The sequence below is a fragment of the Sphingomonas sp. OK281 genome (genome assembly GCF_900115295.1).
Taxonomy (GTDB): domain Bacteria; phylum Pseudomonadota; class Alphaproteobacteria; order Sphingomonadales; family Sphingomonadaceae; genus Sphingomonas.
In genome coordinates this window covers 92,724-116,901 of sequence record NZ_FOVZ01000007.1, presented here as the reverse complement: position 1 = coordinate 116,901, position 24,178 = coordinate 92,724, and the positions used below count along the sequence as shown (strand labels likewise).

24 protein-coding genes and 1 tRNA gene are annotated in these 24,178 nt (G+C 64.6%); 15 read left to right on the top strand and 10 right to left on the bottom strand.

Annotated elements, in window-relative coordinates:
• The first annotated feature begins 137 nt into the window (after positions 1-137).
• On the top strand, positions 138-614 hold the full coding sequence (locus BM244_RS20030; RefSeq protein ID WP_093400679.1) for an Lrp/AsnC family transcriptional regulator: 477 nt from the start codon (positions 138-140) through the stop codon (positions 612-614).
• Between the two features lie 165 nt (positions 615-779).
• On the top strand, positions 780-2,477 hold the full coding sequence (locus BM244_RS20025) for a M61 family metallopeptidase (RefSeq protein ID WP_093400678.1): 1,698 nt from the start codon (positions 780-782) through the stop codon (positions 2,475-2,477).
• A 42-nt stretch (positions 2,478-2,519) separates the two neighbouring features.
• Here the strand turns inward: BM244_RS20025 and BM244_RS22805 are convergent, their stop codons facing one another.
• From BM244_RS22805 to BM244_RS22800, 4 genes are all read right to left on the bottom strand, one after another.
• A complete protein-coding gene (locus BM244_RS22805; protein WP_139226988.1) occupies positions 2,520-2,657 on the bottom strand; it encodes a response regulator in 138 nt (45 codons plus the stop codon).
• A 312-nt stretch (positions 2,658-2,969) separates the two neighbouring features.
• Positions 2,970-3,046: transfer RNA gene (locus tag BM244_RS20020), tRNA-Pro, on the bottom strand.
• 248 nt (positions 3,047-3,294) lie between these two features.
• On the bottom strand, positions 3,295-3,474 hold the full coding sequence (locus BM244_RS23285; protein WP_175518326.1) for a hypothetical protein: 180 nt from the start codon (positions 3,472-3,474) through the stop codon (positions 3,295-3,297).
• Between the two features lie 404 nt (positions 3,475-3,878).
• Positions 3,879-4,220 carry a hypothetical protein gene (locus BM244_RS22800; protein WP_139226987.1) on the bottom strand — a complete coding sequence of 114 codons (342 nt, stop codon included), beginning with the start codon at positions 4,218-4,220 and terminating at the stop codon, positions 3,879-3,881.
• 178 nt (positions 4,221-4,398) lie between these two features.
• Here BM244_RS22800 and BM244_RS20015 point away from each other — a divergent pair, with 178 nt between their 5' ends.
• Positions 4,399-4,857, top strand: a complete 459-nt coding sequence (locus BM244_RS20015) for a DNA -binding domain-containing protein (RefSeq protein ID WP_093400677.1) — start codon at positions 4,399-4,401, stop codon at positions 4,855-4,857.
• Positions 4,858-4,882: 25 nt separating this feature from the next.
• Here the strand turns inward: BM244_RS20015 and BM244_RS20010 are convergent, their stop codons facing one another.
• Positions 4,883-5,449: a helix-turn-helix domain-containing protein gene (locus tag BM244_RS20010; RefSeq protein ID WP_093400676.1), complete on the bottom strand. Its 567-nt coding sequence runs from the start codon at positions 5,447-5,449 to the stop codon at positions 4,883-4,885.
• Here BM244_RS20010 and BM244_RS20005 point away from each other — a divergent pair.
• Both BM244_RS20005 and BM244_RS20000 read left to right on the top strand, forming a co-directional pair.
• Positions 5,448-6,329, top strand: coding sequence for a GntR family transcriptional regulator (locus BM244_RS20005; RefSeq protein WP_175518325.1), 882 nt, complete (start codon positions 5,448-5,450; stop codon positions 6,327-6,329). The two genes, BM244_RS20010 and BM244_RS20005, sit on opposite strands and share 2 nt — an antisense overlap.
• 284 nt (positions 6,330-6,613) lie before the next feature.
• Positions 6,614-7,291, top strand: coding sequence for a lasso peptide biosynthesis B2 protein (locus tag BM244_RS20000; RefSeq protein ID WP_093400675.1), 678 nt, complete (start codon positions 6,614-6,616; stop codon positions 7,289-7,291).
• Here the strand turns inward: BM244_RS20000 and BM244_RS23280 are convergent.
• The gene (locus tag BM244_RS23280; RefSeq protein WP_175518324.1) at positions 7,255-7,743 is read right to left on the bottom strand and encodes a hypothetical protein; all 489 of its coding nucleotides are present in this window, start codon (positions 7,741-7,743) and stop codon (positions 7,255-7,257) included. The genes BM244_RS20000 and BM244_RS23280 overlap by 37 nt on opposite strands.
• Before the next feature lie 160 nt (positions 7,744-7,903).
• Here BM244_RS23280 and BM244_RS19990 point away from each other — a divergent pair, with 160 nt between their 5' ends.
• The gene (locus BM244_RS19990; protein ID WP_175518323.1) at positions 7,904-9,070 is read left to right on the top strand and encodes an asparagine synthase-related protein; all 1,167 of its coding nucleotides are present in this window, start codon (positions 7,904-7,906) and stop codon (positions 9,068-9,070) included.
• 2 nt (positions 9,071-9,072) lie between these two features.
• On the opposite strand, the gene BM244_RS19985 is transcribed toward BM244_RS19990, so the two are convergent.
• The 4 genes from BM244_RS19985 to BM244_RS19970 form a co-directional block, all read right to left on the bottom strand.
• Complete coding sequence (locus BM244_RS19985; protein ID WP_093400672.1) at positions 9,073-11,508, bottom strand: S9 family peptidase; 2,436 nt, start codon at positions 11,506-11,508, stop codon at positions 9,073-9,075.
• A gap of 2 nt (positions 11,509-11,510) precedes the next feature.
• Positions 11,511-14,597: a TonB-dependent receptor gene (locus BM244_RS19980; RefSeq protein WP_175518322.1), complete on the bottom strand. Its 3,087-nt coding sequence runs from the start codon at positions 14,595-14,597 to the stop codon at positions 11,511-11,513.
• Positions 14,598-14,679: 82 nt separating this feature from the next.
• The gene (locus BM244_RS19975) at positions 14,680-15,684 is read right to left on the bottom strand and encodes a FecR family protein (protein ID WP_139226986.1); all 1,005 of its coding nucleotides are present in this window, start codon (positions 15,682-15,684) and stop codon (positions 14,680-14,682) included.
• Between the two features lie 12 nt (positions 15,685-15,696).
• On the bottom strand, positions 15,697-16,230 hold the full coding sequence (locus BM244_RS19970; RefSeq protein WP_093400669.1) for an RNA polymerase sigma factor: 534 nt from the start codon (positions 16,228-16,230) through the stop codon (positions 15,697-15,699).
• Between the two features lie 91 nt (positions 16,231-16,321).
• Here BM244_RS19970 and BM244_RS19965 point away from each other — a divergent pair, with 91 nt between their 5' ends.
• The 9 genes from BM244_RS19965 (at position 16,322) to rlxS (ending at position 24,071) form a co-directional block, all read left to right on the top strand.
• Positions 16,322-16,534 (top strand): helix-turn-helix domain-containing protein, encoded by a 213-nt coding sequence (locus tag BM244_RS19965; RefSeq protein WP_093400668.1) that lies wholly within the window; start codon positions 16,322-16,324, stop codon positions 16,532-16,534.
• Positions 16,535-16,963: 429 nt separating this feature from the next.
• The gene (locus BM244_RS19960) at positions 16,964-17,950 is read left to right on the top strand and encodes an ArdC family protein (protein WP_093400667.1); all 987 of its coding nucleotides are present in this window, start codon (positions 16,964-16,966) and stop codon (positions 17,948-17,950) included.
• Positions 17,947-18,366 (top strand): DUF2958 domain-containing protein, encoded by a 420-nt coding sequence (locus BM244_RS19955; protein WP_093400666.1) that lies wholly within the window; start codon positions 17,947-17,949, stop codon positions 18,364-18,366. The genes BM244_RS19960 and BM244_RS19955 overlap by 4 nt, the downstream gene beginning before the upstream one ends.
• A gap of 969 nt (positions 18,367-19,335) precedes the next feature.
• A complete protein-coding gene (locus BM244_RS19950) occupies positions 19,336-19,635 on the top strand; it encodes a DUF736 domain-containing protein (RefSeq protein WP_093400716.1) in 300 nt (99 codons plus the stop codon).
• 155 nt (positions 19,636-19,790) lie between these two features.
• The gene (locus BM244_RS19945; RefSeq protein WP_093400715.1) at positions 19,791-20,024 is read left to right on the top strand and encodes a helix-turn-helix domain-containing protein; all 234 of its coding nucleotides are present in this window, start codon (positions 19,791-19,793) and stop codon (positions 20,022-20,024) included.
• Positions 20,017-20,601 (top strand): S26 family signal peptidase, encoded by a 585-nt coding sequence (locus tag BM244_RS19940; protein WP_093400665.1) that lies wholly within the window; start codon positions 20,017-20,019, stop codon positions 20,599-20,601. Before BM244_RS19945 ends, BM244_RS19940 begins: the two co-directional genes overlap by 8 nt.
• A complete protein-coding gene (locus BM244_RS19935; protein WP_093400664.1) occupies positions 20,589-21,221 on the top strand; it encodes a lytic transglycosylase domain-containing protein in 633 nt (210 codons plus the stop codon). The genes BM244_RS19940 and BM244_RS19935 overlap by 13 nt, the downstream gene beginning before the upstream one ends.
• Positions 21,222-21,257: 36 nt before the next feature.
• Positions 21,258-21,839 carry a hypothetical protein gene (locus tag BM244_RS23670; protein WP_254784643.1) on the top strand — a complete coding sequence of 194 codons (582 nt, stop codon included), beginning with the start codon at positions 21,258-21,260 and terminating at the stop codon, positions 21,837-21,839.
• Positions 21,840-22,106: 267 nt separating this feature from the next.
• Positions 22,107-24,071, top strand: coding sequence for a relaxase/mobilization nuclease RlxS (gene rlxS / locus BM244_RS19925; RefSeq protein ID WP_093400663.1), 1,965 nt, complete (start codon positions 22,107-22,109; stop codon positions 24,069-24,071).
• Positions 24,072-24,178 lie beyond the last annotated feature (107 nt).

Below are 24,178 nucleotides of genomic sequence, written 5' to 3'. Positions count from 1 at the left end.
CATCCCCCGTGTGCGACCGACGCTCGGTCGTCGCGACGAGCTTATAGCGCCTTTCGCGCAGAAACTTGCCGATTGCGGGCGCCGTACGTAGACTGGGGGTGATATCAATCCACGCGTGACCGGAATGGTGCATAACGATGGCTGACGTACTTGACCGTCTCGATCTGAAAATCCTCGATCGCCTCCAGATCGACGCGTCCGAATCCTCCAGCGAGATCGCCGATCGCGTCGGGCTGTCGCAGTCGCCGTGCTGGCGCCGTATCCAGCGGCTCAAGGAGGAGGGGTATATCAAGGCGCAGGTCGCCGTGCTCGATCGGGAAAAGTTCGGCGAGAGCATGTATATCTTCGCTCAGCTCAAGATGGGTCGTTTGAGCGATGACAATCGCGACCGCTTCATGCGCGCAGTCGACGAGATCCCCGAGATTACCGAAGCGTATACGTTGTTCGGCGAAATGGACGTGATGCTCAAGGTGCTCGCGCCGAGCATGGGCTGGTACCAGAATTTCACTTTCCGCACGCTGCTGCGACTGCCCGGCGTCGAGGACATTCGGTCGATCGCCACGCTCTCCGAGATGAAGTGTACGCACCGTCTGCCGCTGCCGTCGGCTGGCTAGCGCGAGGAGGACGCCGATCTTTTTGCGCGATATCGTCTCGGGGCATAATCAAACAATCGATCGCGCGCATTGCGCATAGGAAATGCAGACCGGGGTCGACGGATCGGCGATGCGCGATGATTTACCCGAGTGACAGGGTTAGACTTGCCGCTTCAGGGAGAGATCATGCCGACTCATCGCACGCTGACGGGCCTTCTCGTGCCGTCGATCCTTCTTCTCGCGGGTGCTGCCCATCCTGCCGTACCGCAGCTGATCATCCACCTCGCGCCCGGTGCGCCGGATGCCGCGCGGCACATCCCCTATGTCGACGTCACGCTGACCGTGCAGGACCTCCACGCCAAGCCCGGCGATGCGCTGTTCGAACTTCCTCTGGTCGCCAATACGGTCGTCACCAGCGGCAAGGACTTGCAGCAACTCGCCTTTGCCGATCGCACCGGGCCGATTGCCGCCATTGTGCAGGACAAGGCCGAGGACGGATCGAATACCACGCGCACCTGGCGCGCGGGTCGCGCCATCGAGGGTGTCGTGACGGTCCGATACCGCGTGCCGATCGATGCTGCGGCACTGCCGCTCGCGCTGCCGCAATATGAGATTCGCACCGAGAACGGCACCTTTTCCGCCGCCGCCAACGCCTTCGTGTTGCTGCCGGCCGACACTACCGCGCGCGTGACGCGTATCGAATGGGATTTTGATGCTTATGGTGCGGGCGGGACAGGGGTTTCCAGTTTCGGCGTCGGCAACGTGGTTGCCAGCGCACCGCTGCCGCCCGCAAAGCTCGGCTCGGTCTATTACATGGGTGGTCGGCCTGGTACCTCTAGCCCGGCGAGCGACGGCTTCTTCGCAGCGTGGCAGGGCATACCGCCGTTCGACATGACGCCGCTGATGACGTGGGGCGGAAAGCTCCACCAGTTTTATGGCAGCTTCTTCGGCTATGCCTCGCCGAGCTTCGGCGTGTTCGGCCGCACCAATACCCGCAACCCTGGCAGCGGCATCGGGCTGACCGACAGTTTCGCCTACACGTTCAACCAGTCGTCGAAACCCGACGACCTCCGCTCGCTGCTCGCACACGAGATGCTGCACAGCTGGGTCAACTCGCTCGATGGGTCGATGGATACCGCCGGCGGCCTTGACCGGTCGTGGTTCGGCGAGGGGCTGGCGGTGCATTACCAGCGTACGCTACCATTCCGCGCCGGTATGATTTCGGCGGCCGACTTCCTCAAGGACCTGAACGAGACCGCGGCTCGCTATTATACCAACATCAAGATCGCCACACCCAATTCGGAGATTCCGGCGGGCTTCTGGCGCGACACGCGCATCCGCGTGCTACCCTATGATCGCGGCTCGCTGTATTTCGAGATGGTCGATGCGCAGATCCGCGTCGCTTCGAAGGGCAAGCGTTCGCTCGACGACATCGTCCGTACCATGCTGACGACCCGACGAAACGGGCAGTCGATGAACGAGGCGCTCTACCGAACGCTGCTAAAAGCCGAGCTCGGCGACAAGGGATCAGCCGATTTCGATGCGATGCTCGCCGGCGGGACGGTGTTGCCGCCTTCCGACGCGTATGGCCCTGGGTTTCGGCGCTTGACCATGCCGCTGCGCCGCTACGACTTGGGCTTCGATATCGCCTCGCTTCAGGCCCGGCCAAAGATCGTTCGCGGCCTGGTCAAGGGCTCGAACGCCGATAAGGCCGGCCTGAAGGAGGGCGACGAAATCCTGAACGGCTTCCCACAGGATGCGCTGCAAGGCGACCAGCAGGCCTATGTGACGCTGGACGTCAAACGCGCTAACCAAACTCTGCACATCCGGTATCAGCCTCGCGGCGAAACAGTGCAGGCGTATCAGTGGGTACCTGCGACGTGACCCATCGGTGCTGATGAGAAATCTCGACGATCGCCGATACACTCACGCCAGGCTCTCAGACTGCGCGACGACCGCGACGCCGTAGATGCCGGGCAACATGCGGTCGAGAACCGCCACGTCGAACGGCGTGTCGAGGTCGAGAGCAGCCGCATCGTCGCCACGTGCGACGCGCGTGACCACATGGTCAAGGTCACCCAGGCCCCGCTCGGCCAGCCCGGCGGTCGCCTCGTTGTCTTCGGCAGGCAGTATCTGTACCCGTGTCAGCCCTGCGCGATCGGCCGGACGACCAGGATATGAAAGCTGCCGGGCAGTGCGAGCGGACGCTTCGTCCCCCTGCCGGCCACCGTGATCTTCCTGCGCCAGTGACAGCTGCCACCGTGCAACTTTAGGTTCGGTAAGCCCGATCCATCGGCCCCCAAATGGGTACAGCGATGGGTATAACCATTCCCGATCGCCATGTTGGCGACGAAAAATCAATACCTTAGCGGATGATGGTCGGGGAGACAGGATTCGAACCTGCGACCCCCTGGTCCCAAACCAGGTGCGCTACCAGCCTGCGCCACTCCCCGACAGTGTTGCGGTTAGGGATACCTGGCCGATTACGCAAGCGCCCTATCGTCGCGATGCCAGGGTGCTGCGAATAAAAGCGCTAATTTCAGTCATTACAGCCCGCCGACTTGCTACGGTCGCCTCGAGATACACCGTGCTTGGCCGATACCCAGGTGCAGTTTCATAATCGGCATCGCGCTCATATGCCCGCAGTCGTTAACACCGACCAATCCCCATCGCTGCTGGGTCACCACGTCATACCGACGCTTCAAACAGGGTTACGGCGAATGTGGTTGATGACGTCCGGCGGTGCGGTCCCGGTCTTTACGACGCGGTATTCTGCGGACCAGCTTCGTGCATTCTGGTCGACCTCTGTCAGTAGCCCCTGAAGCACTGCGACCGCTGCAGCGACATAGCGAGGATCATATTTGGCGTAGACAGCGGTCAAACTTGGCTTTTAGCTGAGTCTACGTACCAGCGCGCAGCAATAAGAGCGCACGTGCCAAGTTCGGAATAGCATCGTGGTTGGCAATGCTGCCGAGCAACGGCTCGCTGCATACAAATCGAGGCCCTTTCGCGACACCATGGCCACAGGATCTTGGACCCATGCGTTCTCATCGAAAGCCCGGTACTTGCATTTATAACGAGCAAGCGTCGTCAACAAGAATATACCGATGCTGAAATGGCCTAAGCGGATTTTATCATTGGAGAGTAAACTCGACGGTTGAACCTTGATAGGGCAACCATCCGGTTGATCGTTTAACGGCGGATAATGGCGCGGTTAAACGCAGAGGTCTGAATGCGTGCGCAAAATCACCACACGTCACATCCACATTGGTTCACGTTGGCATGTCAGTTGCCTATATCACGCGGAGATCGTGCGGGTATTGCTCGCTGCATCTGCGCGTCAAAGGCAGGGTGGGTGCGGAATATAAAGGAGCTTGCCCATTTGCTGTCGAAAATATCCCGAATATATGACAGCTGTCGCAAAAACTGTCTGACTTCTGCGTGTTTAGCAGGAGCGTCTTCATGGCAGCGCATCTCCCGTTCCCGCCGCTGGTCGCCCGCGGCAAGCCCTCGTTCGACAGCTTGAGCGATCCTGCTGCCTTTGCTTGGGAGGTGTTGCGTCGTCGCGCCGACTATCGGCCAAGTGATGATAACGTCGGCGTCAAACATGTGGGAAAAGGTCAGCATCCGATCGAGCTTCTGACCGGGGTTCCGCCCGACCCGCTATGGGGATTGCAGTTTCGCGGAAGATCCCGACCGTTCTGCGAGCGACGCACGGCTCTTCTGGCGCCCGGACCTCGATCCATTGGCAATCGTTGCCCATGCGATACCTACCAGGCGCGGCGACCCCGAGGGTTTTGATCTTATGGCGTTGCCACTCCCGGTCACGCACCTTTCAATACCGTCGTCGGGCGAACAGCTGCTGTTGAGTAAAGGCTCGCGGTCGATCCGACTTAGTATAACGAAAGGAACGCTGCTCGACGGCCCCGTCAGGCTTAGGTATCAGCTCGGCGGCACCGACCGACTGGAGCTCCGGCTGCTGGCGCTGCGCCGGCTTGCGGGGTTTCTGCGAAACCGACGGATACCGGTGGCCCTATACCCGGTCGGCGCAAAGGCCCGACGCTGGATGGATATCATCGCCGTGCTCGATGCGCTGGCCCACGGTTGCCCTCATCGCGCTATCGCGCAAATCCTGTTCAGCGATCGGCTCGTGAACCGAGACTGGACGGGCGGTTCGGACTATCTGCGCACCCGTACCCACCGCTTGGTCTGTGGCGCACGCAAACTCGCAGCCGGCGGCTATATCGATCTGGTCCGCCGCTGAAATACCGACTGCTCCACGCAGTCGCTCAAGAGTCTTCCTTGCGCGATCCGTCGGCTTTGCGATCACTACGGTTGACCATGCGCTGACGCAGCGCACTCAAACCGATGGAACCGGTTCGGCCTGCAAGCCAGTTCTGCAAGAAGCGTTCGCGATCGTCGAGTTTGGCCCCGAACTCCTTGAACAGCCTGTCGAAGCCGCCCGCCAGATTGGGCGGGTCGAGATAGGCGATGTCGCCGCGCCGCTCGTCAGCGAATTGCTCGAAATACATCATTATGATCATGCAGAATTTCGTGTCCGCGCAGTCCATCGCCAAGTCGGGTTGGCCGAAGATGGCGCCGAGAAGCAACGCGAAGGGGTCCGCGTCCGTTGCCTCTGCAAAAGCGAAGAGGCGTTGGTGGGTAAGCGGGCCGCGGCCAGATTCGAACTCCTGGTAGGTGCGCAACGGCATCCCCAGCGCGGTTGCAATGTCACTCGCTGTCATGCCCCGCTTCTTGCGAATCGCACGCAGCGATTGCGTCAGTATCCGCGCGCCGCCGTCGGCTTCGATCGGAGAGTGTTTCATACCAGCGACTCCGTGCGCCAAACCGGTCATGCACCCGCATATCGCCTTCGAGACGCATCGCGAGCCGCGTGCGTTTATTACAATCAAACACGATCTGTCATCAAACCGTTATGGGCGCCACCACCATGTCCTGGGCGATCGCTTGACGGTCGTTCGGCAAGAGTGCGGGGGGCGTGCCGATGCGGCGTGGTCTGGCCGCCGCACGGTCGCCGCCGCACCGCAGAAAACCGGCGAGATGCCGCGAGGCCGTGCCGATTTGGCTCTCCTGCATCGACATGCATCCGTGCCATCACGAAAGATCGTCGCGAAGGGAGACCTGGCGATGCCGGATCGGGTGGAGCGCGCGAAATTCGATGATCTTTATGCGCTGGTGTCAGCCATGCTGGCAGACGGTCGTTACCGCCCTGGCGATCGCATCGGGCTTAAGGACCTGGCGTCGCGGCTTCATGTCAGCGTGACCCCGCTTCGCGAGGTCCTGTCGCGCCTCGTCGGATGCAACATCGTGACGGAACGTCGGTCCGAGGGCTATTATCTGGCACGTTTCGATGCGCGCGATATTGCGGACCTGTACCGCCTCCACTGCGCCTGCATCGAACGAGCCTTGGCTGAGGCTCCAGGGATAACCTTTGCCGTTCGGTCGGGGGATATATGGGACACGCTCTGCGCGATCGTGGAAGCGTCCGGCAACACGATCTTGTCCGACGTGCATCGCTATCTTGATGGGCGTCTCAAACTGATCCGGCGTGCCGAAATTGCCTTGCTGGGCGACACCGAACCCTTTTTGATCGAGCTGCTTCAAACTGTGATCGATCAAGATCTCGATGTTGTCAGAGACAAGATCCGTAAAATCTATGAGCAGCGGATCAGCATGTCGCCCGAGATCGCGCTGTTCCTTGGTCGTAGACAATGAGCGCGTTAAATATATCTCTAATATAGCTTGGATGAGTCTTTCCGATGGCGCGAGATCATTAATGCCACTGCCGAGTCGCAGTGGAAACACAAGCAAGGAAAGGTTGTTATCATGACGAAAGAACCACAATCCGCGCCCAAACTGATCGTGCTGGGCTCTGCACGGCGTCAGACCAAGGGGACGCCGATCGGTGCCCGGCAGGAAACGCTGATGGTCGGCTATTACGACTGACCAAGGCTGCGGCACCGGTCTTTAGGCCGGTGCCGCATAGCGAGGAACCCGCCATGGCGCTCCGATCCGACGATCTTCTCGACTCCCTAGCGCTCGCCGATAGTGTTCATGCCGTCCGATCGTCGGATGGCATCATCTTTCTCGATATCGACCGTGACGCCTATTTCTGCGTGTACGATCCTCGCGATGCCACATGCCACAATCGTGGTCCCATATCCCTGGAGGCGGTACGCAGCCAATTGCTGGAACAAGGCCTCGTGGCCAATGGCCAACAGGATGGGAGCCGCGCTTCGGCGCGACCGATCACGCCGCTCTGGCATGAAGCGCCTGCGGCGGACCTTCGCTCGCCCGACGCCCGGGATATTGCCCGCTTCCTGCGTGCACTAGTCTGCGCCACATGGCGCTTTCGCCGTTCGTCCTTCGCCCAGATGATCGCGCATGCGCAGCGGGATACCGCGCGTGTCCCGCAATTTTCCCCAGCGCCTGCAACCGCCTGCTTCGAGCGCCTTTGCCTCTGGCTGCCGTTCCGCATCCAGTGCCTGTTTCGGTCCTTCTTCCTGCTGCATTTCCTGCGCTGTTACGGGCTGCGCGCCGACTGGATCTTCGGCGTGTCGCTCTTCCCCTTCCACGCGCATTGCTGGCTGGCCGATGGCGATCTTCTGCTGGGCGAACGCATCGGCAAGGTGGAAGGGTTTCAAACGATATTCCTCATCGAGCGCGCCAGCGCATGACCGGCTTCATCGCGTATCGTTGGCGCGTCGAGGATCGGCCTGCCGATCAGTTGGCAGCACGGCTTCGCACGGCGGCCCTCGCCCGGGGTTGGCAGAGTGTCCAGGAACATCGTGGATGGACGGTCCTGGCGGAAGCGCCGCTTGGTCACGCTCGCGAGTATAGTACGGTCGACGATCGCACGGTCGTCATCGGTTCGGTGTTCGATCGTACCGCAACCGAAGAGGGGCGCGTCGCCGACAGTGTCCTTTCGAATAGCGACCAAGACTTCGCCATGCTGTGCGATCACCTGACGACGCGGTGCTGGGGCGCGTATGTGGCGTTGCGGATCGAGCCAAATGACCCGGCCTCTCTCGATATCTTCCGCGATCCCGTCGGCATGCTCGATTGCGTCCTCTGGCAGTGTGAAGCCCTGCAGATCGTCACGTCCATGCCCGAGCCATTCATCGCCCACGCGCCGCCGGTCGGTCTCGCGATCGACTGGCTGCGGGTGGGGGCCCCCCGGCTCGGTCGGCGATGCGCTGCCGCTCGTCGGTGTCGAAGCGGTCCCCCCGGGCACACGATTGACGCTTGCGGGAGATACGCAACGAACGACCCGTCTCTGGGCGCCGGCCATGTTCGTGCGACAGCCCCTACCATCGTCGCCACCGTCTCTGCCCGCCCTCATCGATGCCTGCATCGGCGCCTGGCATTCCTGTACGCGAATCGCGATCGCCGAAGTGTCCGGCGGCCTGGATTCGGCGATCGTCGCCGCGGGCCTCGTCCGGTCGGGTCGCGATGTCGCCGGCTGGTTCCATTATCATGCCATCGACCGCGAGGGCGACGAACGCGTCTATGCGCGAGCCGTCGCCGCGTATCTCGGCTTCCCGGTCCACGAAACCCTCCAAGATCATCGCATCGTTGACGCGGCGCTTATGGCCGACGTGCCGGTGACGCTGCGCCCCAATGTCGCCAGCCTCAGTGTCTTCCACGATCGCGATCTTGCCGCGCGGGGACGGGCGCTGGGCGCCGATACTTTGCTCACCGGCCAGGGCGGCGACGCACTCTTCTTCCAGCCCGCAACGCCGTTGATCGCCGCGGATCTCTGGCGCGATCCACAGCCTTGGCTTTCAAAGGCCGCAACGATCGCCGATCTTGCTGGCTGGACCGGACGATCGATCTGGTCGGTCCTCGGCACGGCCTTGCGCGCGCGCATCGAACCGAGCGCGATCGCCCTTCCGGACTATCGGGTCGATCTCGTGGCCCGCGACATGCCGCACGACGATCATCCGCTGCGCTGGCTCTACGACACCGTCGACCTCGCTCCTGCCAAGCAGCTCCAGATTCTCAATCTCGCCGCCTGTCGGGCGGCGTTTGGCGGATCCTGGTGCGCATCGGCGATGACTGTCCGGCATCCCTTAATGTCGCAACCCCTGCTCGAGCATGTCCTGCCCATCTCTGCGCTCGACCTTACGCAGGGCAGACGCGATCGTGCGATGATCCGGCAGGCCTATGCAGAGCGGCTGCCGCCTATCCTGCTCGAGCGCCGCGGCAAGGGCTGCCTCACGCCGTTCTTCGGCCGAATGCTCGCGGCGAGCATGCCGTTCCTGCGCGATTATCTGATCGGCGGCGTGCTCGATCAGCATCATCTCCTTGACCGCGAGACGCTGGCGATGGTGCTCGACCCCGAGCACGTGATGCGGACGAACTGCTATACCGAGATATTCGTCGTCCTGCTGATGGAGCGCTGGGCACGCGCCTGGTGCGATCGGATCACCGCGATCGACGCCGCGCGCGCCTGACATCACGGACCGGGCCGGCGCGGTGCCTCGAAATGGGAATCGAACCAGGCAAACACGCGCGCATAGGCGTCACGGACATTGGCCGGGCTCATCAGCACATGGTTTTCGCCCCAATAGCTGATCAGTTCGGCATCCTTGCCCTGGCGATAAAGCGCGGAAAACAGCTGCTCGCCTTGCTGGAGCGGCGTGAAGTCCCGGTCGCTCGCCAGGATCAGCATCGGTGTCGTGATGCGGCCGACATGATAGATCGGGCTGTTCGCGACATAGCGCACCGGGTTGGTCCAGGGGCTTGCCTCGAGATGGGGCTGCCCCGTCTCGGTCCAGCCAGCCCAGGGCAGGATGCCCAAGCCATAGCCCGGGTTCATCCGTGCCGTCGGGGCGAACGTCCCCTGGAAACTCGTCAAGTCATAAATGCCGCTCGACACGACGATCGCGTTGAAGCGATCGGTCTCGGTGGCGACCGTGGCTCCTGTATAGCCGCCATAGCTGTGGCCCCATAGACCCAGCCGTGCGGGGTCGGCGTCGCCGCGCGCGATTACCGCGTCGACTGCAGACAGGATTTGCCCTGCGAAGTCGAACGGCGCGGTATCGGTGGGTGCAAGATCGGGCATGCTCGGCAGCAGCACCGCATAGCCATGCCCAACGAGCGCGGGGACATTGGTATAGGTGCGTCCGATCCCCGGATTCCAGAGCGCCGGTGGCGTGTCGCCGTACACCGTGCCCGCATAGGGGATGACGATCAGCGGCGGCCTCCGGCCGGAGGGGGCCGGGGCCGGCAGGTACAGCCAGCTCGTGACAGTCCGTCCACCGGGGAGCCGGTGGCGTACGGGCAGGGGCGCGCGCACCGCCACGTCCGCGAGCGACGCGTTGATCGTCGCGATGGCCAGCGGCGGCCGGTCGGCCGCCACGACGAGCAGATGGGCGATGCCATTGGGCAGTGTTTCGGTGACGATCGCGGTGCTCGTCTGCAAGCTGACGGTTACCGGACGCGCCGCACCGGCCGTGCGAACCACGAACCGACGCGTGTGACGGGTTGGCAGGTCGATCCGTATCCCGTCCGCCGTTCGTCGCCAGCCCAACAGGGGTGCGTTCGGATCCGGCTTTGCCGAACTGGTGCCGAGTGCCATCACGCCGTCCATGCCCGACAGCAAGGGCGGCACGCGGCGCGTCCCTAGGCGCCAGCCACTATCCGCCGTCAGCATGATGGGGGCCGATCCCGGCGCCTGAATGAGCGTCGAGGATGGGCTGGCAATCGCGGCCGTGAGCACTGCGGATCCACGCGGCCCCACTGCATACCAGTCGGCGCGTGTGGCGCCTGCATCCATGCGACCGAATAGGATCGGCGTGGACCCGAGCCAAGCCATAGCGACGGCGTCATACGCGCCCCTGCTCATGATGATCGCAGGCCGGACCCCGGCAAGCGGGACCGGGCGCGACTGGTGCGACCGGACGTCCGCCACCCATGGCTGACCGGTTGACCAGTTTCTATCGCCATGCCGCGCGTAGAAGAGCAGATTGCGCCCGTCGGGCGACCAGATCGGTGGATCGAACGGCAGGTCGCATGCCGCGCAGGGTGTCCAGACATGCCCGTCGGTCATGGCCACGATGCGCAGTCGACGCCGGCGCAGGTCGGCGGACTGCCGAATCGGCGACGTCGTCGTGACGCGGATAATCTCGCTGGGCTCCGTCAACGCAACATGCTGGCCGTCGGGCGACAAGCGCAGCGTCTCGAACGCGCCGCGTGCCAGAAGTTGCGTGTTCCCCGTCACTATATCGAGACGGAGGAGATGCATCGGCGGTGCCGGTGCCGTGATCCCGTCAAACCGCCCGCTGCCGATCGCCGTAACCGTCGACACCCGGCCATCCTGCGCCTGGGCCCAAACACGCGATACCGCTGTCCGGTCCTGCGCGTCGCGCCGCAGGACCCAGGGCGGCGTATCGCCATCATGGGCCAGCATCACGAGCGTATCGTCCGATGCCCAGGCGAGGGTCGGCCGGAAGTCCGAATAGTCAGGTGCGACCGCGAACCAGCGCACCGCCCCGGTGGCCAGGGTCACGATGCCCAGGGTCCAGCGTTGTCCGTCGAGCCGTCCCATCGCCAGCTTCGTGCCGCGCGGCGAAAAGCCGAGCATGACGCTTCCCGCGCCTTGCTCCGGCAGCAAGAGCGGCCTTGCCTTTGCCGGGTGCGCGAGATCGACGATGTAGAGCCGGGCACGCAGCACCTCCATGGCATCGAGGTCGAACCGCGCCGCTGTCTCGAACGGAATTTGCCGTTCGAACACGAGCCAGCGTCCGCCTGGTGCGACCTCGATCCTGCCGAACCCCTCGGTCCGGAGCATGTCGTCGACGCTATAGGGGCGCGCGCCGAGTGGCACCGCGACGCACAGCAGGCACAGCGCCACAAGGCGCCGCATGACGCAGAGTAGAAGCGGGATCATGATTACCAGCGCTTGGTGAGTTGCACCGACACATAGCGCCCGAGCGCATCGGCATTCGCCGCGTCATACCCGACCCCAACCGGGGAATCATAGAAGGGTGGCGGGCGGTCGAACAGGTTCCGCGCGGACAGCGCGATCGCCACGCCCTGCAGCGCGCCGGGTCCGTCGGGCACCGTATAGCCCAGTTGCAGATCGACCGTTTTCCAGGCGTCGATCGGGGTGCCGAGCAGATCGCGGTACGGTGCGACATAGTTAAGGCCAACCAGCGCATCGACCGGGCCGCGGCGCCAGCCAAGGCTCATCCTGCCCCGCAGGTCGACGGGCTGCCCCACGCGATTGATGCGGTCGACCGGGATCGAGGTCGGCGTGACCTGTTCGCGGTAATGCAGCAGGTAGGAGCCATTGCCCGACACGGTGAACGTGTTGGCGCCAGCCGGAAGCGTGTAGCTGGCGGACAGGTCGATCCCGCTCACATCGACCTTGCCGGTGTTGACGAAGCGCGTGTCGACGATCGCGGCGATGCTGGTCGGCGGAAAGCTGTTGCCGCCGGTAAACGCCGGGTCGTTCAGCAGCGCGGTCACGGTGGCGAGATCGGCGGCGTTGGCGATCGGCGAGACGAACCGGACGAACGGCACCAGAGTCTGGTCGGTCAGCGCATTGGCGAAGTTCGCGCTCGCCGGTGTCGCGACCCGCTGGCTGAACACGGTCCGAAACCACGTCGCATTCAGATGCAGGCGGGGGATGGCGACAGGATCGAGGTCGAACCCCGCGGTCCAACTGCGCGCCTTTTCCGGGATCAGATCGGGATTCCCGCCCGAAAGCTGGATCACCGGTACGCTCGTGCCGCCGCGCGACAGGGTCGTGACCGAATATTGTTCCCGGTCCTGAAGCTCGCGCAGGTTCGGTGCGCGGAACGACGTGCCGTAGCTCGTCCGCAGCGTCACGCCCGTCACGGGGATCCAGGAGACACCGACCTTCGGGTTGGTCGTCGTGCCGAAATCGTCATAATGTTCGATCCGCGCCGCCAGCGATACGTCCAGTCGGCGGATCAGGGGCACGGCGTTGGCCGTGCCGATGATCGGCACCTGCATCTCGGCAAAGCCGGCCTCGATCAGTCGCGACGCGCGCACATCGCCGGTCGCCACCGGCAGCGCGCTCGACAGGAGGCTTTCTCCACTCCGCCGGAACGTCTCGCGCCGCACATCCCCGCCGAGCGCGAGCCGGACCATGCCGCCGGGTACGGAGAGGAGCGGACCATCCGCATCGACATGGCCCGTCAGCACCTGGCTGCGCGTGCGCGACCGCGAATAGCCCGCACCGACGAAATCGAGGATCGCGGCGGCGTTACTGCTGCCCGTCCCGTAAGGATTGAAAAAGCCGCTCGTGGCGGTGCTGAACGCGGTGGCGGGATTATCGGGTATCGCGCCCGTCGCTTCGGCGAGCGCGGCGGTATTGACCAGATTGCGCGACTCGTTCAGCTCGCGTTCCTGCGCGAACGCGCCGTAGTTGCGCAGCTTCCAGCTGGATCCAAGATCAACATTGAGCCCGACCGACGTCGCCATCGCCTCGGCATAACCGTGCGTGTCGATGGGGCCGAGTTCCGGCGCCAGCGAATAGGCGATCAGGTCGGACGATGCGCCCGTCGGCGACACGAACCACGGATTGGCGGCCGTGATCTGCACGATCGCCGCCGAGCCCGGCAGCCGCGCATCGAACGACCGGTGCGAATAGCGCGCATCTGCGGTGAGATGGAGCGCGGCGCCGATATCCTGGTCGAGCGTCGCATATAGGCTATGGCGTTCCTGGCGCGGGATGAGATCGGTATCGGTCCGGGAATTCTGGAGATTGGTCGTGCCCGCCAGGAAGTCGCCGGGCGTCAGTGATCGGCCGTCCTGGCCGCCCGGGATGGCGTAGGCCGCTCCGAGCGCGCCCGTCACCGGATTGATACCGAGCACGTTGCCCGGCAAACTGAAGATATAGCGGTGATCAGTCCCGCCAAGACTGCGGGAATCGGTCGAGCGCGCGAACGCCCGGTCGTCGCTCGCCAGCCGACCCGCCCGGTCATATTCATAGGACAGCATGATGCCGCCGGTGGTCCATTGCTTGCCGATCGTCTGATCGAGCTGCACGTCGCGCTTGCCGCCATCCGTCACGCTGCCGAACCGTACCCGGGTCTCCGCCCCTTGGAAACGACGCTTGAGCAGGATGTTGACCACGCCGCCGACCGCGTCGGACCCGTAGATCGCCGATGCGCCATCCATCAGCACCTCGACCCGGTCGAGCGCGCCGGTCGGGATGCTGGTCACGTCGCTGAACGCGCCTTTGGTACCCGACCCCCCGAGCCGCTGGCCGTTGACCAGCACCAGCGTGGCACCCGCCCCCAGGCCGCGCAGATTGACGCCGGTCGCGAACCCGCCATTGCTGCCTGTCGTATCGGCAAAGGCAAGCGCGCTCTGTTCGGTCGCCATACCCCCGAAATTGCCCGGCAATGCCTGCAAGGCTTGCGCGACCGTCGCAAAGCCACGCCTGGCCAGATCCTCACGCGTCAGTCTGTCGACCGGGGGCGAGCCCGCCGCGCCGCCGCGCAGATGCGTACCCGTGACGACGATCTCCTCGCGTGCAGGCTCCTCTGCCGTCGCACGAATCACCCTGGACGACGGGCTCTGGCTTCGCTGTGCGACGCCTTGCCCGGGCGTCGACACCGCACTGGCGCTCGGCTGTCCTGCTGCCGGTGGGCGGTCATGATCGGGTGCAATAACCGGGCGTAGCACGATCATCCGCGGCCCGATCCGGTGCGCCGCGAGCCCGGTTCCGTCGAGCAGGCGGTCGAGCGCCCGGTCCGCCGGCAGCCGGCCATCCAGCCTGGGGGCCTTGCGGCCTGCGATGAGGTCCGTCGAATAGAGCAGTTGCTCGCCCGTCACGGCAGCGAAGGCGACCAGCGCTCGGTGAAGCGGCCCCGCCGCAATTCTGAAGGTGAACGAGGGCGCCCCCGATTGTGCCTGTAGCGGGGACGGCACCGCCGCCAGTAGCAGCAGGGCGGCGGTACCGCCGCGCAGACCGGACCACCGCCCCGTTTGAAAACCCGTCATGCCCCGTGCCCCTTGTCGTTCCGCCGAGTCCCGGCGTGTACCGGGGCTTCGGAACAAGAGACGCGCCGGCATGGTGACGACCCTAACCCGGCGATGGCGATTTTTGCGACGGGCGCTCGATGAGGCGGATCGAACCGTGCGCGTCCCGCTGCGCGTTCAGCGGCAGCAGCGCGGTCGCCGCCGCGATGAAGCTGTCGATATCACCGACATCGAACGTGCCGCTGAGCCGCGCATCGGCATAGCGCGCCGCTTCGAGCCGGACCGGTCTGGGCGTATAGCGGTTCACCTCGACCAGCGCGCGCGCCAGCGTCCAGCCGTCCAGCACGATCCGGCCCTGCGTCCACGCCGTCGCCGTGCCGGCATCCACCGCCCGCACGACAGCGGCCCGATCGGGACGCAGCACAAGCTGCTGCCCCGTTCGGAGTGTTGCCGGTGGCGCGCGCCCGGCGGCGACCCGCACGCTACCCTCGACCAACGTCACGTCGACCGCCCTCCCATCGCGCCGCACGGCGAACTGGGTGCCCGTCGCGAGGACGCCGGTGTCGCCCGCCTCGACGCGGAACGGACGCGCGGTGTCGTGCGCGACCGTGAAATAGGCTTGGCCCCGCTTCAGGATGACGCTCCGCCCATCCGCATCGAAACGCACGACGATGTGCGTGTCGGTGTCGAGCGTGACCTTCGAGCCGTCCTCCAGTGCGACGACGCTTTGCTGACCGACCCCGGTCGCATACGCGTTCGCACTCGGTCGCAGCGCCCAATAGGTCGCGCCGCTGCCGAGCAACAGAAAGACGATCGCGGCCAACGCCGCCAAGGCCGGGCGTAGCGACCAGGACGACGATCGCCGTCTTCCCTTGCGGGACAGCGCGTCCTGCGTTGCGGCCACCATGGCGGGCCGATCGCCCAGGTCGCCCGCGCGTGACCAGAGTTGCTCGACTGCGTCGAACGCTGCTGCGTGCGTCTCGTCACGTTGCCACGCGATAAACTGCTGCAGCGTCTCGTGGGACACTGGCAGCGATTTCAGGCGCGCGAACCACTGCGCTGCCTGCGCCTCGACGGCATCCTCACCGTGCTCATCGGTTCCAGTCATGACCGGCGCCACCTAGCCTCGTAGCCTGCTCGTGCAGAATTCCAGAGCCTTGCCCATCCGCCACTCGACCGTCTTCACCGAAATACCGAGGTGCGCGGCAATCTCCGCGTTCGTCATATGCCGAAAGCGGCTCAAAGCGAAGACGTCTCGGTACAGGTCCGGCATGGCCAGGATAAGACGCTCGAGTTCGAGCCTGGCTTCCTGCTCCAGCAGCCCGGACGACCCCGCCTCCATTGCGAACCCTGATTGCACGATCGACTGGTGATGCCGCGCACGAACCGCCGATCGGCGTTTTCCATCGCGGAACAGGTTGATCGCGGTCTGCGACAGGAAGGCGCGGGGATGGACAATGACCATGGCCGGCTGACGCGCCGCGCGCAGATACGTGTCCTGTACGATGTCCTCCACATCGGCCGGTTGGGCGTGCAGGCGTCGCGTGAGAAACCCGCGCAGCCAGCCCGCGTGAAGACGAAACAGGTCCTCGATCGGTTGGTCACGCTGCGTCCCGATAATTTGCCGACCGATAAAATGCTCGGGTTCGGCCATAATCCGCTCCGTCCCTATCCATCAAGCGGACATCAATATCATATTCGTTTTAACGAATAAACTTATCTCACGAATTCCTTGATGAGGAATTGTGGATATCCGCAGGCTGGTTGGCCTCAATGTGGCCCGGCTCCGTAAGGAAAGGGAGCTTAAGCAGGAGCCTCTCGCCGAGGTTGCTGGCTTTACACAGTCGTATCTGAGCCAGATCGAGAATGGCCGGATCAACCTCACGCTGCTTCGACTGAATGATCTGGCGGAGTGCTTCGAAGTCTCGCCGATCGAATTCTTCAAACATCCCAGTTAGATACTGCTGCGGCAGTCTGATGTTCGTTATGTTCGGCGAAATTCGACGTACCGCCTCGCGCTGACGCGCGACCGCGCTCTATGGCTCGGCCAGGCCTTCGCCACCGAGCCTCGCGACGCGAGTCTCGGCCAGAGGTCGCGATCGCTGGCGCATCCGGGCCGGCCAGGGACCGGCCCGAAGCAGTCGCCCCGCCGGGCGCGGCGGCGGCGTTGGATCGGGCCTCTCCCGGTGGTGCGGGTCCGGGCGGCGCTCCCGGCTAGGTCCGCCACGGCCAGCGGCAACCCCGGCGCCCTGCTTGGGGTGCTCCATTGCATTGCACCCCTTCGGGTGCCGCCGTCCGCTCCTGCGGACCTCTCTGGTCGCATCTTGCCGCCCACCCCCGCTTTCCGGGGAGGCCATGGTGCTTTTGGGGTAGGCAGGAGGATAGTCATGCGTCCGAAACGCGAAAACTGTGCCGTGGGACAGCGCGGACAGCGCCAAGCCCCTACCGACCGCGCCAATCTCTACGACGAGGTGACCGCGCGGATCATCACAGAGCTGGAAGCCGGCCGCTTCCCCTGGGTTCAGCCGTGGAATGTGAGCGCCGGGGCAGGGCCCGGCCCGGGCCTACCGCGCAATGCGTCGACCGCGCGCGCCTATTCGGGCGTCAATATCCTGATCCTGTGGGGTGCCGTCATCGCGCATGGCTGGCCGTCACAATCGTGGCTGACCTTTCGGCAGGCCCAGGAGGCGGGCGGATGCGTACGCAAGGGCGAGCGTGGCACCACCGTCGTATATGCCGACCGCTTTACCCCCGAGGCTGAGAAGGAACGCGCGTCGCGCGACGGTGACGAGGCCAGGGCTATCCCGTTCCTCAAGCGGTTTACCGTCTTCAATGTCGCGCAGTGCGAAGGGCTTCGCGCCGGGCTGGCGTCTGATCCGGCACCCTTGCCCGAGCGCGAGATCGTGCCGGTCGCCGAAGAGCTGATCGCCGCATCGGGTGTCGATTTCCGGATTGGTGGAACGCGGGCTTTTTATGTGCCCTCCCTCGATGTCGTGCAGGTTCCGCCACAGCCTGCCTTCTTCGATCAGGTGAACTATTACCGGACCTGCCTGCACGAACTCACGCACGCCACGGGCCATGCCAGTCGGTTGGCCCGCGACCTGACCAACGGCTTTGGGAGCAAGGACTACGCGCGCGAAGAACTGATCGCCGAGATGGGGTCGGCGTTCCTCTGCGCCGCGCTCGGCATCGTGCCGACCGTCCGCCATGCCGACTATATCGGATCATGGCTCGAGGTGCTGCGCGAAGACAACCGCGCGATCTTCCGCGCCGCCAGTGCCGCGACCAAGGCCGCCGACTGGTTGCTGGCGCGGCACCATGAGGCCCAGGCCGCGGGGCGGGTGGCAGGGCAGAGCGAGAGGATCGGGGCATGATCCTCCTGACCCCCGACGATCGTTTCGCACTGCGCGCCAACGATATGTTCCGCGACGTTTACGACACGAAAGGCGAACGGTTCGACCCGTCACCTGTGTTGAAACTGTTCTCGCCGGTGGGCGCGGCGACGTGGCTGGCGACCGAACTGGGCGAGGATGGCGACACTCTGTTCGGGCTGGCCGATCTCGGCTTCGGCTGCCCGGAACTCGGCTCTTTCAGTTTGGCCGAAATCGCCAGCATACGCTTGCCCTTCGGTCTGTTCATCGAGCGCGACGTGTCGTTCGAAAGCGTCCATCCCCTGACCGTCTGGCTCGAGACCGCACGGCACGCCGGTTCGATCCTGGCAGCGGAATCGCTGTTGCGCCGTCCAGACCAGATCGAGTCTAATCCCGGCCTTTCGCCTGGCGGCGGATGACGCAGGCGTCGAAGCCACCGTCAGGACGTCAACACGCCGGTGCCGCCAACGCACGAGATCGGCAGCACCGGCCCCTCAAATTTCGGCCGCGCGCCGCTGCCAGGATGGCAGCGGCGCGCGGCTTTGATGGCTGCAATCCGATCGTCGTCTTGCGTCTCGGCCGCGTTGTCGGGCAGGCGTCGCGTAAGCCCTCAACCGGGAAGCCCTTGCTGCACCAGCTCGCTCCAGGTTGGCTTCGGTCGCCAACCGGGGCACGATACATTATCCCGGGACGGGCGATGTCGCTGTCGAGATTGCTGCCATCGACGGTCAATATGGCACCTGTCATGCCGTCACCGCGGCCACCGTGCTGGACGGTCACAACATCCCGCACGACGCGTGATAGGTTCTCGTCCTTCGGCGAGAATTCCGACACGATCGCAGTCCACATAGACCCGATCGCGGTGCGCTCCCGGACAACGACGCGGCGCGATCAAGGTTCGCTCACCACAGTCCGGCCGGACGTGACGCCGATCGTGCCGCGGTCACGTCATTCGTACAGCCAGGGTCCGCGGCGTTGGTTGGCGACAGTATGGCGGCGGTGGGGCGGACACGGCAGGCGCCTGCAGCATCGATGCGATTCGCGTGTGGCCGGTCCGTGTGTCGCGCGTGACAGGGGCCTTTGCCAGTCCTTCCTGCATGCTTGGCTGCCGCCCTGAACGGACCTCTCTTTCGGCGGGTCTGGCGGGGTCCGCCGGTCCCGCAACGGCGTCGCCGACCTTCTTCCCCGGCTCGGCTATCCCTCGCCTTCCTCGCGAGACAAGAAGCCCGGCTTTGGCCGTCCTCCGCTGTGCTTCGGCCCTTCGTCCACCCCATCGCGCAGAGGCGATGGGGACCCCCGAACGGGGTGCGGGACCGTCCTCCGCCCGCCTGATCGACCGCCTGTCGAGGCCGCATCGGGCGGCGTCGCACCACATGAAGGAGGTTAACATGGCACAGATTGGCAGCTTCACCCGCGGCGAAAACGGCGTCTACATCGGCGAAATCCGGACACTGACGCTCCGCGTCAAGGCGACGATCCGCCCCTGCGAGCACGACACAGACAAGTCCCCCGACCACCGTGTCAGCGCCAATGGCGTCGAATTCGGGGCGGCCTGGACGAAGTCAGCGCGCGAGACCGGCGCACACTATCTGAGCCTCAAGCTCGACGATCCGTCGTTCCCGGCACCGATCTACGCGACGCTCATCCAAAGCGACGACGGCGAGCACAAGCTCATCTGGTCGCGCTGAATCCGAATGCCCCGCGCGCCGACGCGCGGGGCATTCTTCCCGTTGTGGCTGTGTCGAAAACGGAGGTGCGGGTTTTCGACGCTCCGCAACCGGGGTCGCGCACGCCATCCCCAGGGACGCCGACGGCACGCCGCCGTCGCTTGGAGGTACGCACGATGGACAGCGACGATACGATCGAACGGGCGAACCGCGCCAAACGCGGCTCACCCTTTCTCAACACCGATCAGGCAGCGGCCTATCTCAAGATCTCGAGTCGGCTGCTGAAACGGTTGCGCGTCAAGGGTCAGGGACCGATCTTCCGCCGCCACTGCCGCTTCGTCCAATATCATATTGACGACCTCGACGCCTGGTCGGCGGAGCAGGCGACACGGGAGCTGCAGCATGGCTAAGCGCACCGCCCGTGCGTCCGATGCGCCGCTGTTCGCCTGGGACGACGCCGTGCGCGCAGCGCGCCTGAAGCATCGCAAACGCAGGCGGTGGGTCGTCGTCAGCACCGTCGGGATCGTGACGCTCGGCCTCACGATCGTCGCGCCGCCGCTGCCGCGCCTTGTCTGGAACGCAAGTGGCAGCGCCCCGATCGGACTCTATGCCGTGACCCCCGGCGCACCGGTTAACCGCGGCGACATGGTGATCGCACGGTTGCCTGCGCGGTACCGGATGCTCGCAGCCGTCCGCCATTATCTCCCCGCCAATGTCCCGCTGGTGAAGCATGTCGTGGCCTCTGCCGGGGACGAGATTTGCGCGCTGGGCGAGACCATATTCCTCAACGGGCGCTGGATCGCACAGCGCCGCGTCGTCGACAGACACGGCCGCGCGATGCCGTGGTGGAGCGGCTGTGTTCGCCTCAGGCGACACCAGCTCTTCCTGCTGATGACCGACAATCCAGCGTCGTTCGACGGGCGCTATTTTGGGTCCACCGACGGCGAGGACGTGATCGGGAAGGCGCGCTTGCTATGGGCGCGCTGACCCGGTTCGTCCTTGCCACAGGCACGCTGACAGTCCCACCGGCGCACGCGCACGCGCACGCGCACGCGCACGCGCACGACGTCGATCGCTGGCGGTCCTGTATCGCGTCTGCATCGACCCGGTTCGGCGTGCCGATGCGCTGGATCGAACGTGTCATGCGCGCCGAAAGTGGCGGCAGGACCACGCTCGGTGGCCGGCCGATCCGCAGTCGCGCAGGCGCGATCGGCCTGATGCAGCTCATGCCTGAGACCTGGGCTGAGATGCGCGCTCGGCTCGGTCTTGGTATCGATCCCGACAACCCTTGCGACAATATCCTCGCCGGCACGCTCTATCTGCGGCTGATGTACGACCGGTTCGGCTATCCCGGGCTGTTCGCAGCCTATAACGCCGGGCCACGCCGCTATGCTGCCTATCTCGCCGGTCGGACGGCGTTGCCGCGCGAGACGATCGCCTACCTCGACACGGTCAGTGGGGGCGATCCGCTGCGTTTGGCGCCAACAGCCCTGCCGCCGCCGCCGAGCCTGTTCGCGATCCGTCATGCTGGCTCTGCGGGTCCTGAACCGACGGCAGATGGCGTGTCGCAACCATCGCTCTTCGCGGTTCGGGCTGTCGTGCCATGAGCGCGGGCGGGGGAAGGGCTCGTCTCGGGTCGTCCTATGCTGACGGACGGCCGAGCGGTTCTCAAGACCGGCGGCCCCTTCCAATTTTGCCGCGGAAGGAGCGCGCTGCGCACGTTCCTGTGTGTTGCCAACGCGAGAAAGTCGGTTCCTCCGTCGCCGCTGGCGCGGCGCTTCACTGCGTTTCGCGGCCCTGACAACCGCCCCGCCGCCCGTCTTGCGGAACACGTCCTCGATCGGGGGATGACGAAGAAGAAGGCTATCATGACCATGGTTCATCCCATCTCGGTCGCATCGGATCGCACGATGGCAGCGCTGGTGTCGGCGCTCGACATCGAGTTCGGACGGGGCGCCGGCGCGGCGTTGGCGCATCGCTATTTCGATGCGGAACCGAGCGATTTTCATTGGCAGGCGAGGGTGCAGGAACGCTGGATCGGCACCTATGAAAGTGCGGATGACCACGGACTAGAGCTGTACTGCGTGCGTATTCTCGGCACGTTCAACGGCGTGTTGTTCGTGGCGGTGATGATCGTCGATGGCGATGGAAACGCGCACGACATGACAGGCAAGCAGGCCTTCCGTCGGGCGAATGACGCACGCAGGGCGTTCGCGGATGCGTGATCGGCATGATCGTTCAGGCCGGGATGCGGTGCCGGACAGGCATCGTGTCCCCGCTCTCTTCGCGCGTCGGAAGGCGGTCTGGGAAGGGGGGCGGGGAAAACAAGATAAAGGCACTGTCTCGCGACAGGCCTCAAGTCTTTGTCTGCACATCGTTTTATCGCGAGACATGGGGCTGACGATAGGAGACGCGCGTACGGCGAATGGCCAAATTCAGCCATTTCTGGCCGAAAATTGCGAGACTCTGGTTCCAGATCGAGCATTGTCCTCATGATCGACGATCCGTTCGAACCCCACCTTGGCCGCATGCGCGGCGAGGGCGGCAAGCGTACCGCCAACTATGTCGGTCGCGTCGTCGTCGCAGCCCGACTGGCAGGCGCAAAGACCGGCGTGCAGGGTCGCCGTTTCGATGGCAGTCGGATCGGGCGTGGGGCAAGCGTTGGCCGGCTTCTCTCCAGTCGCGATCGGCTCGCCGGATTCCGGTCGCGCCGCGCGGTGGTCAAGACGCGACTGGTGCGACTGGGCACCAAGGGCATGGCAACGGCGCAGGCTCATCTTCGCTACATCCAGCGCGACGGCGTGACGCGCGACGGCGCGCCTGGCGAACTCTATTCATCCGATCGTGATTCTGCCGACGGCAAGGCGTTCCTCGAACGCTGCAACGGGGATCGTCACCAGTTCCGGTTCATCGTCTCGGCAGAAGATGGCGCGGAATATCCCGACCTCAAACCCTATGTGCGCCGACTGATGACGCAGGTCGAGGTCGACCTCGGGACGAAGCTCGACTGGGTCGCGGTCGATCATTTCAATACCGATCGACCGCATACCCATGTCATGCTGCGCGGGGTCGATGATCGTGGTCAGAATCTCGTCATCGCACGCGAGTATATTGCGCACGGTCTCCGCGAGCGCGCGGCCGAGCTGATCACGCTCGATCTCGGGCCGCGTACCGACCGGGAAATCGAAGAGAGACTGCGCCACGATGTCGGCCAGGAGCGACTGACTGCGATCGACCGCCGCCTGCTTCGGCGCATGGATACCGATCGGATCGCCGTAGCCGCCGACCGTGACCCGTTCCAGCAGTCGATCCAGGCGGGCCGGTTGCGTAGGCTGGAAACGATGGGTCTTGCCGATGATATCGGCGGTGGCCGCTACCGGCTGGCTGACGGTCTGGACGATACGCTGCGCCGTATGGGCGAGCGTGGTGACATCGTCCGCACGATGCAGCGCGAACTCACCCGTCGTCGCTTGGATCGCGCCGGGGTGGATCAAGTGATCACTGGCAGCGACGCACAGCCGATCGTCGGGCGCGTCATCACCCGAGGCTTTTCCGACGAGCATCGCGACCGCCATTATCTGATGGTCGATGGTGTCGATGGCCGCGTCCATTATGTCGATATCGGGTTTGGCGACGCGACCAGTGCGACGCCGGAAGGCTCGATCGTGCGTGTCAGCCCGCGCGAAGCGGCGGCGCGTCAGACCGATCGCACTGTCGCGGCCATCGCGGCGGCGCATGAGGGGCGCTATTCGGTAGACCTGCATCTTCGCCACGATCCATCGGCCACCGAGACCTTTGCGCAAACGCATGTGCGACGGCTCGAGGCGATGCGTCGCTCGGGCGCAGGTGTAAACCGCGAACTGAACGGCACATGGATCATCGCCGCCGATCATGTCGATCGCGCTGAGACCTATGAGCAACGCTTGCTGCGCGACCAGCCGATGGCGATCGAGACTGTGTCCGCGATACCCATCGAACGGCTCGGCCGCATCGATGCCGCAACGTGGCTGGACCGTGAACTCGAATCGGGCATGCCGACGCCGCTCCGCGATGCCGGGTTCGGGCATGAGGTGCGCGCGGTCGTGACGGTCCGTCGGCAGTGGCTGGTGGAGCAGCAATTGGCGGATCGTGATGGTGACGCCGTCAGGCTGCGCGCCAACGCGCTGGCGATCCTCCAGCGGCGCGAGTTGCTGCGCGTGGCCGGGCAGCTTTCCGAGGAGATGGGCAAGACGTTCGTCGAGGCCCGCACTGGCGATACGATCGAGGGGCGGCTGGCACGCCAGGTTGATCTGCTCAGCGGCAAGTTCGCGCTGGTCGAAAAGAGCCGGGAGTTCACGCTCGTGCCGTGGCGACCGGTGCTCGAAAAGCAGTTGGACCACCAGGTGGGCGGCATCATGCGTGCGGACGGGATCAACTGGCGATTTGGTCGTGACCGGGCCGGGCCGGAGATTTCGTGATCGTGCCTGTACATGCGCCGCCGAGGGGATTTGGAACATTGGCTTCAACCCTGTGGCGCACGCCGCTCGATGTATCGCCATCACTGATGCTCTGCGATATGGTGCGA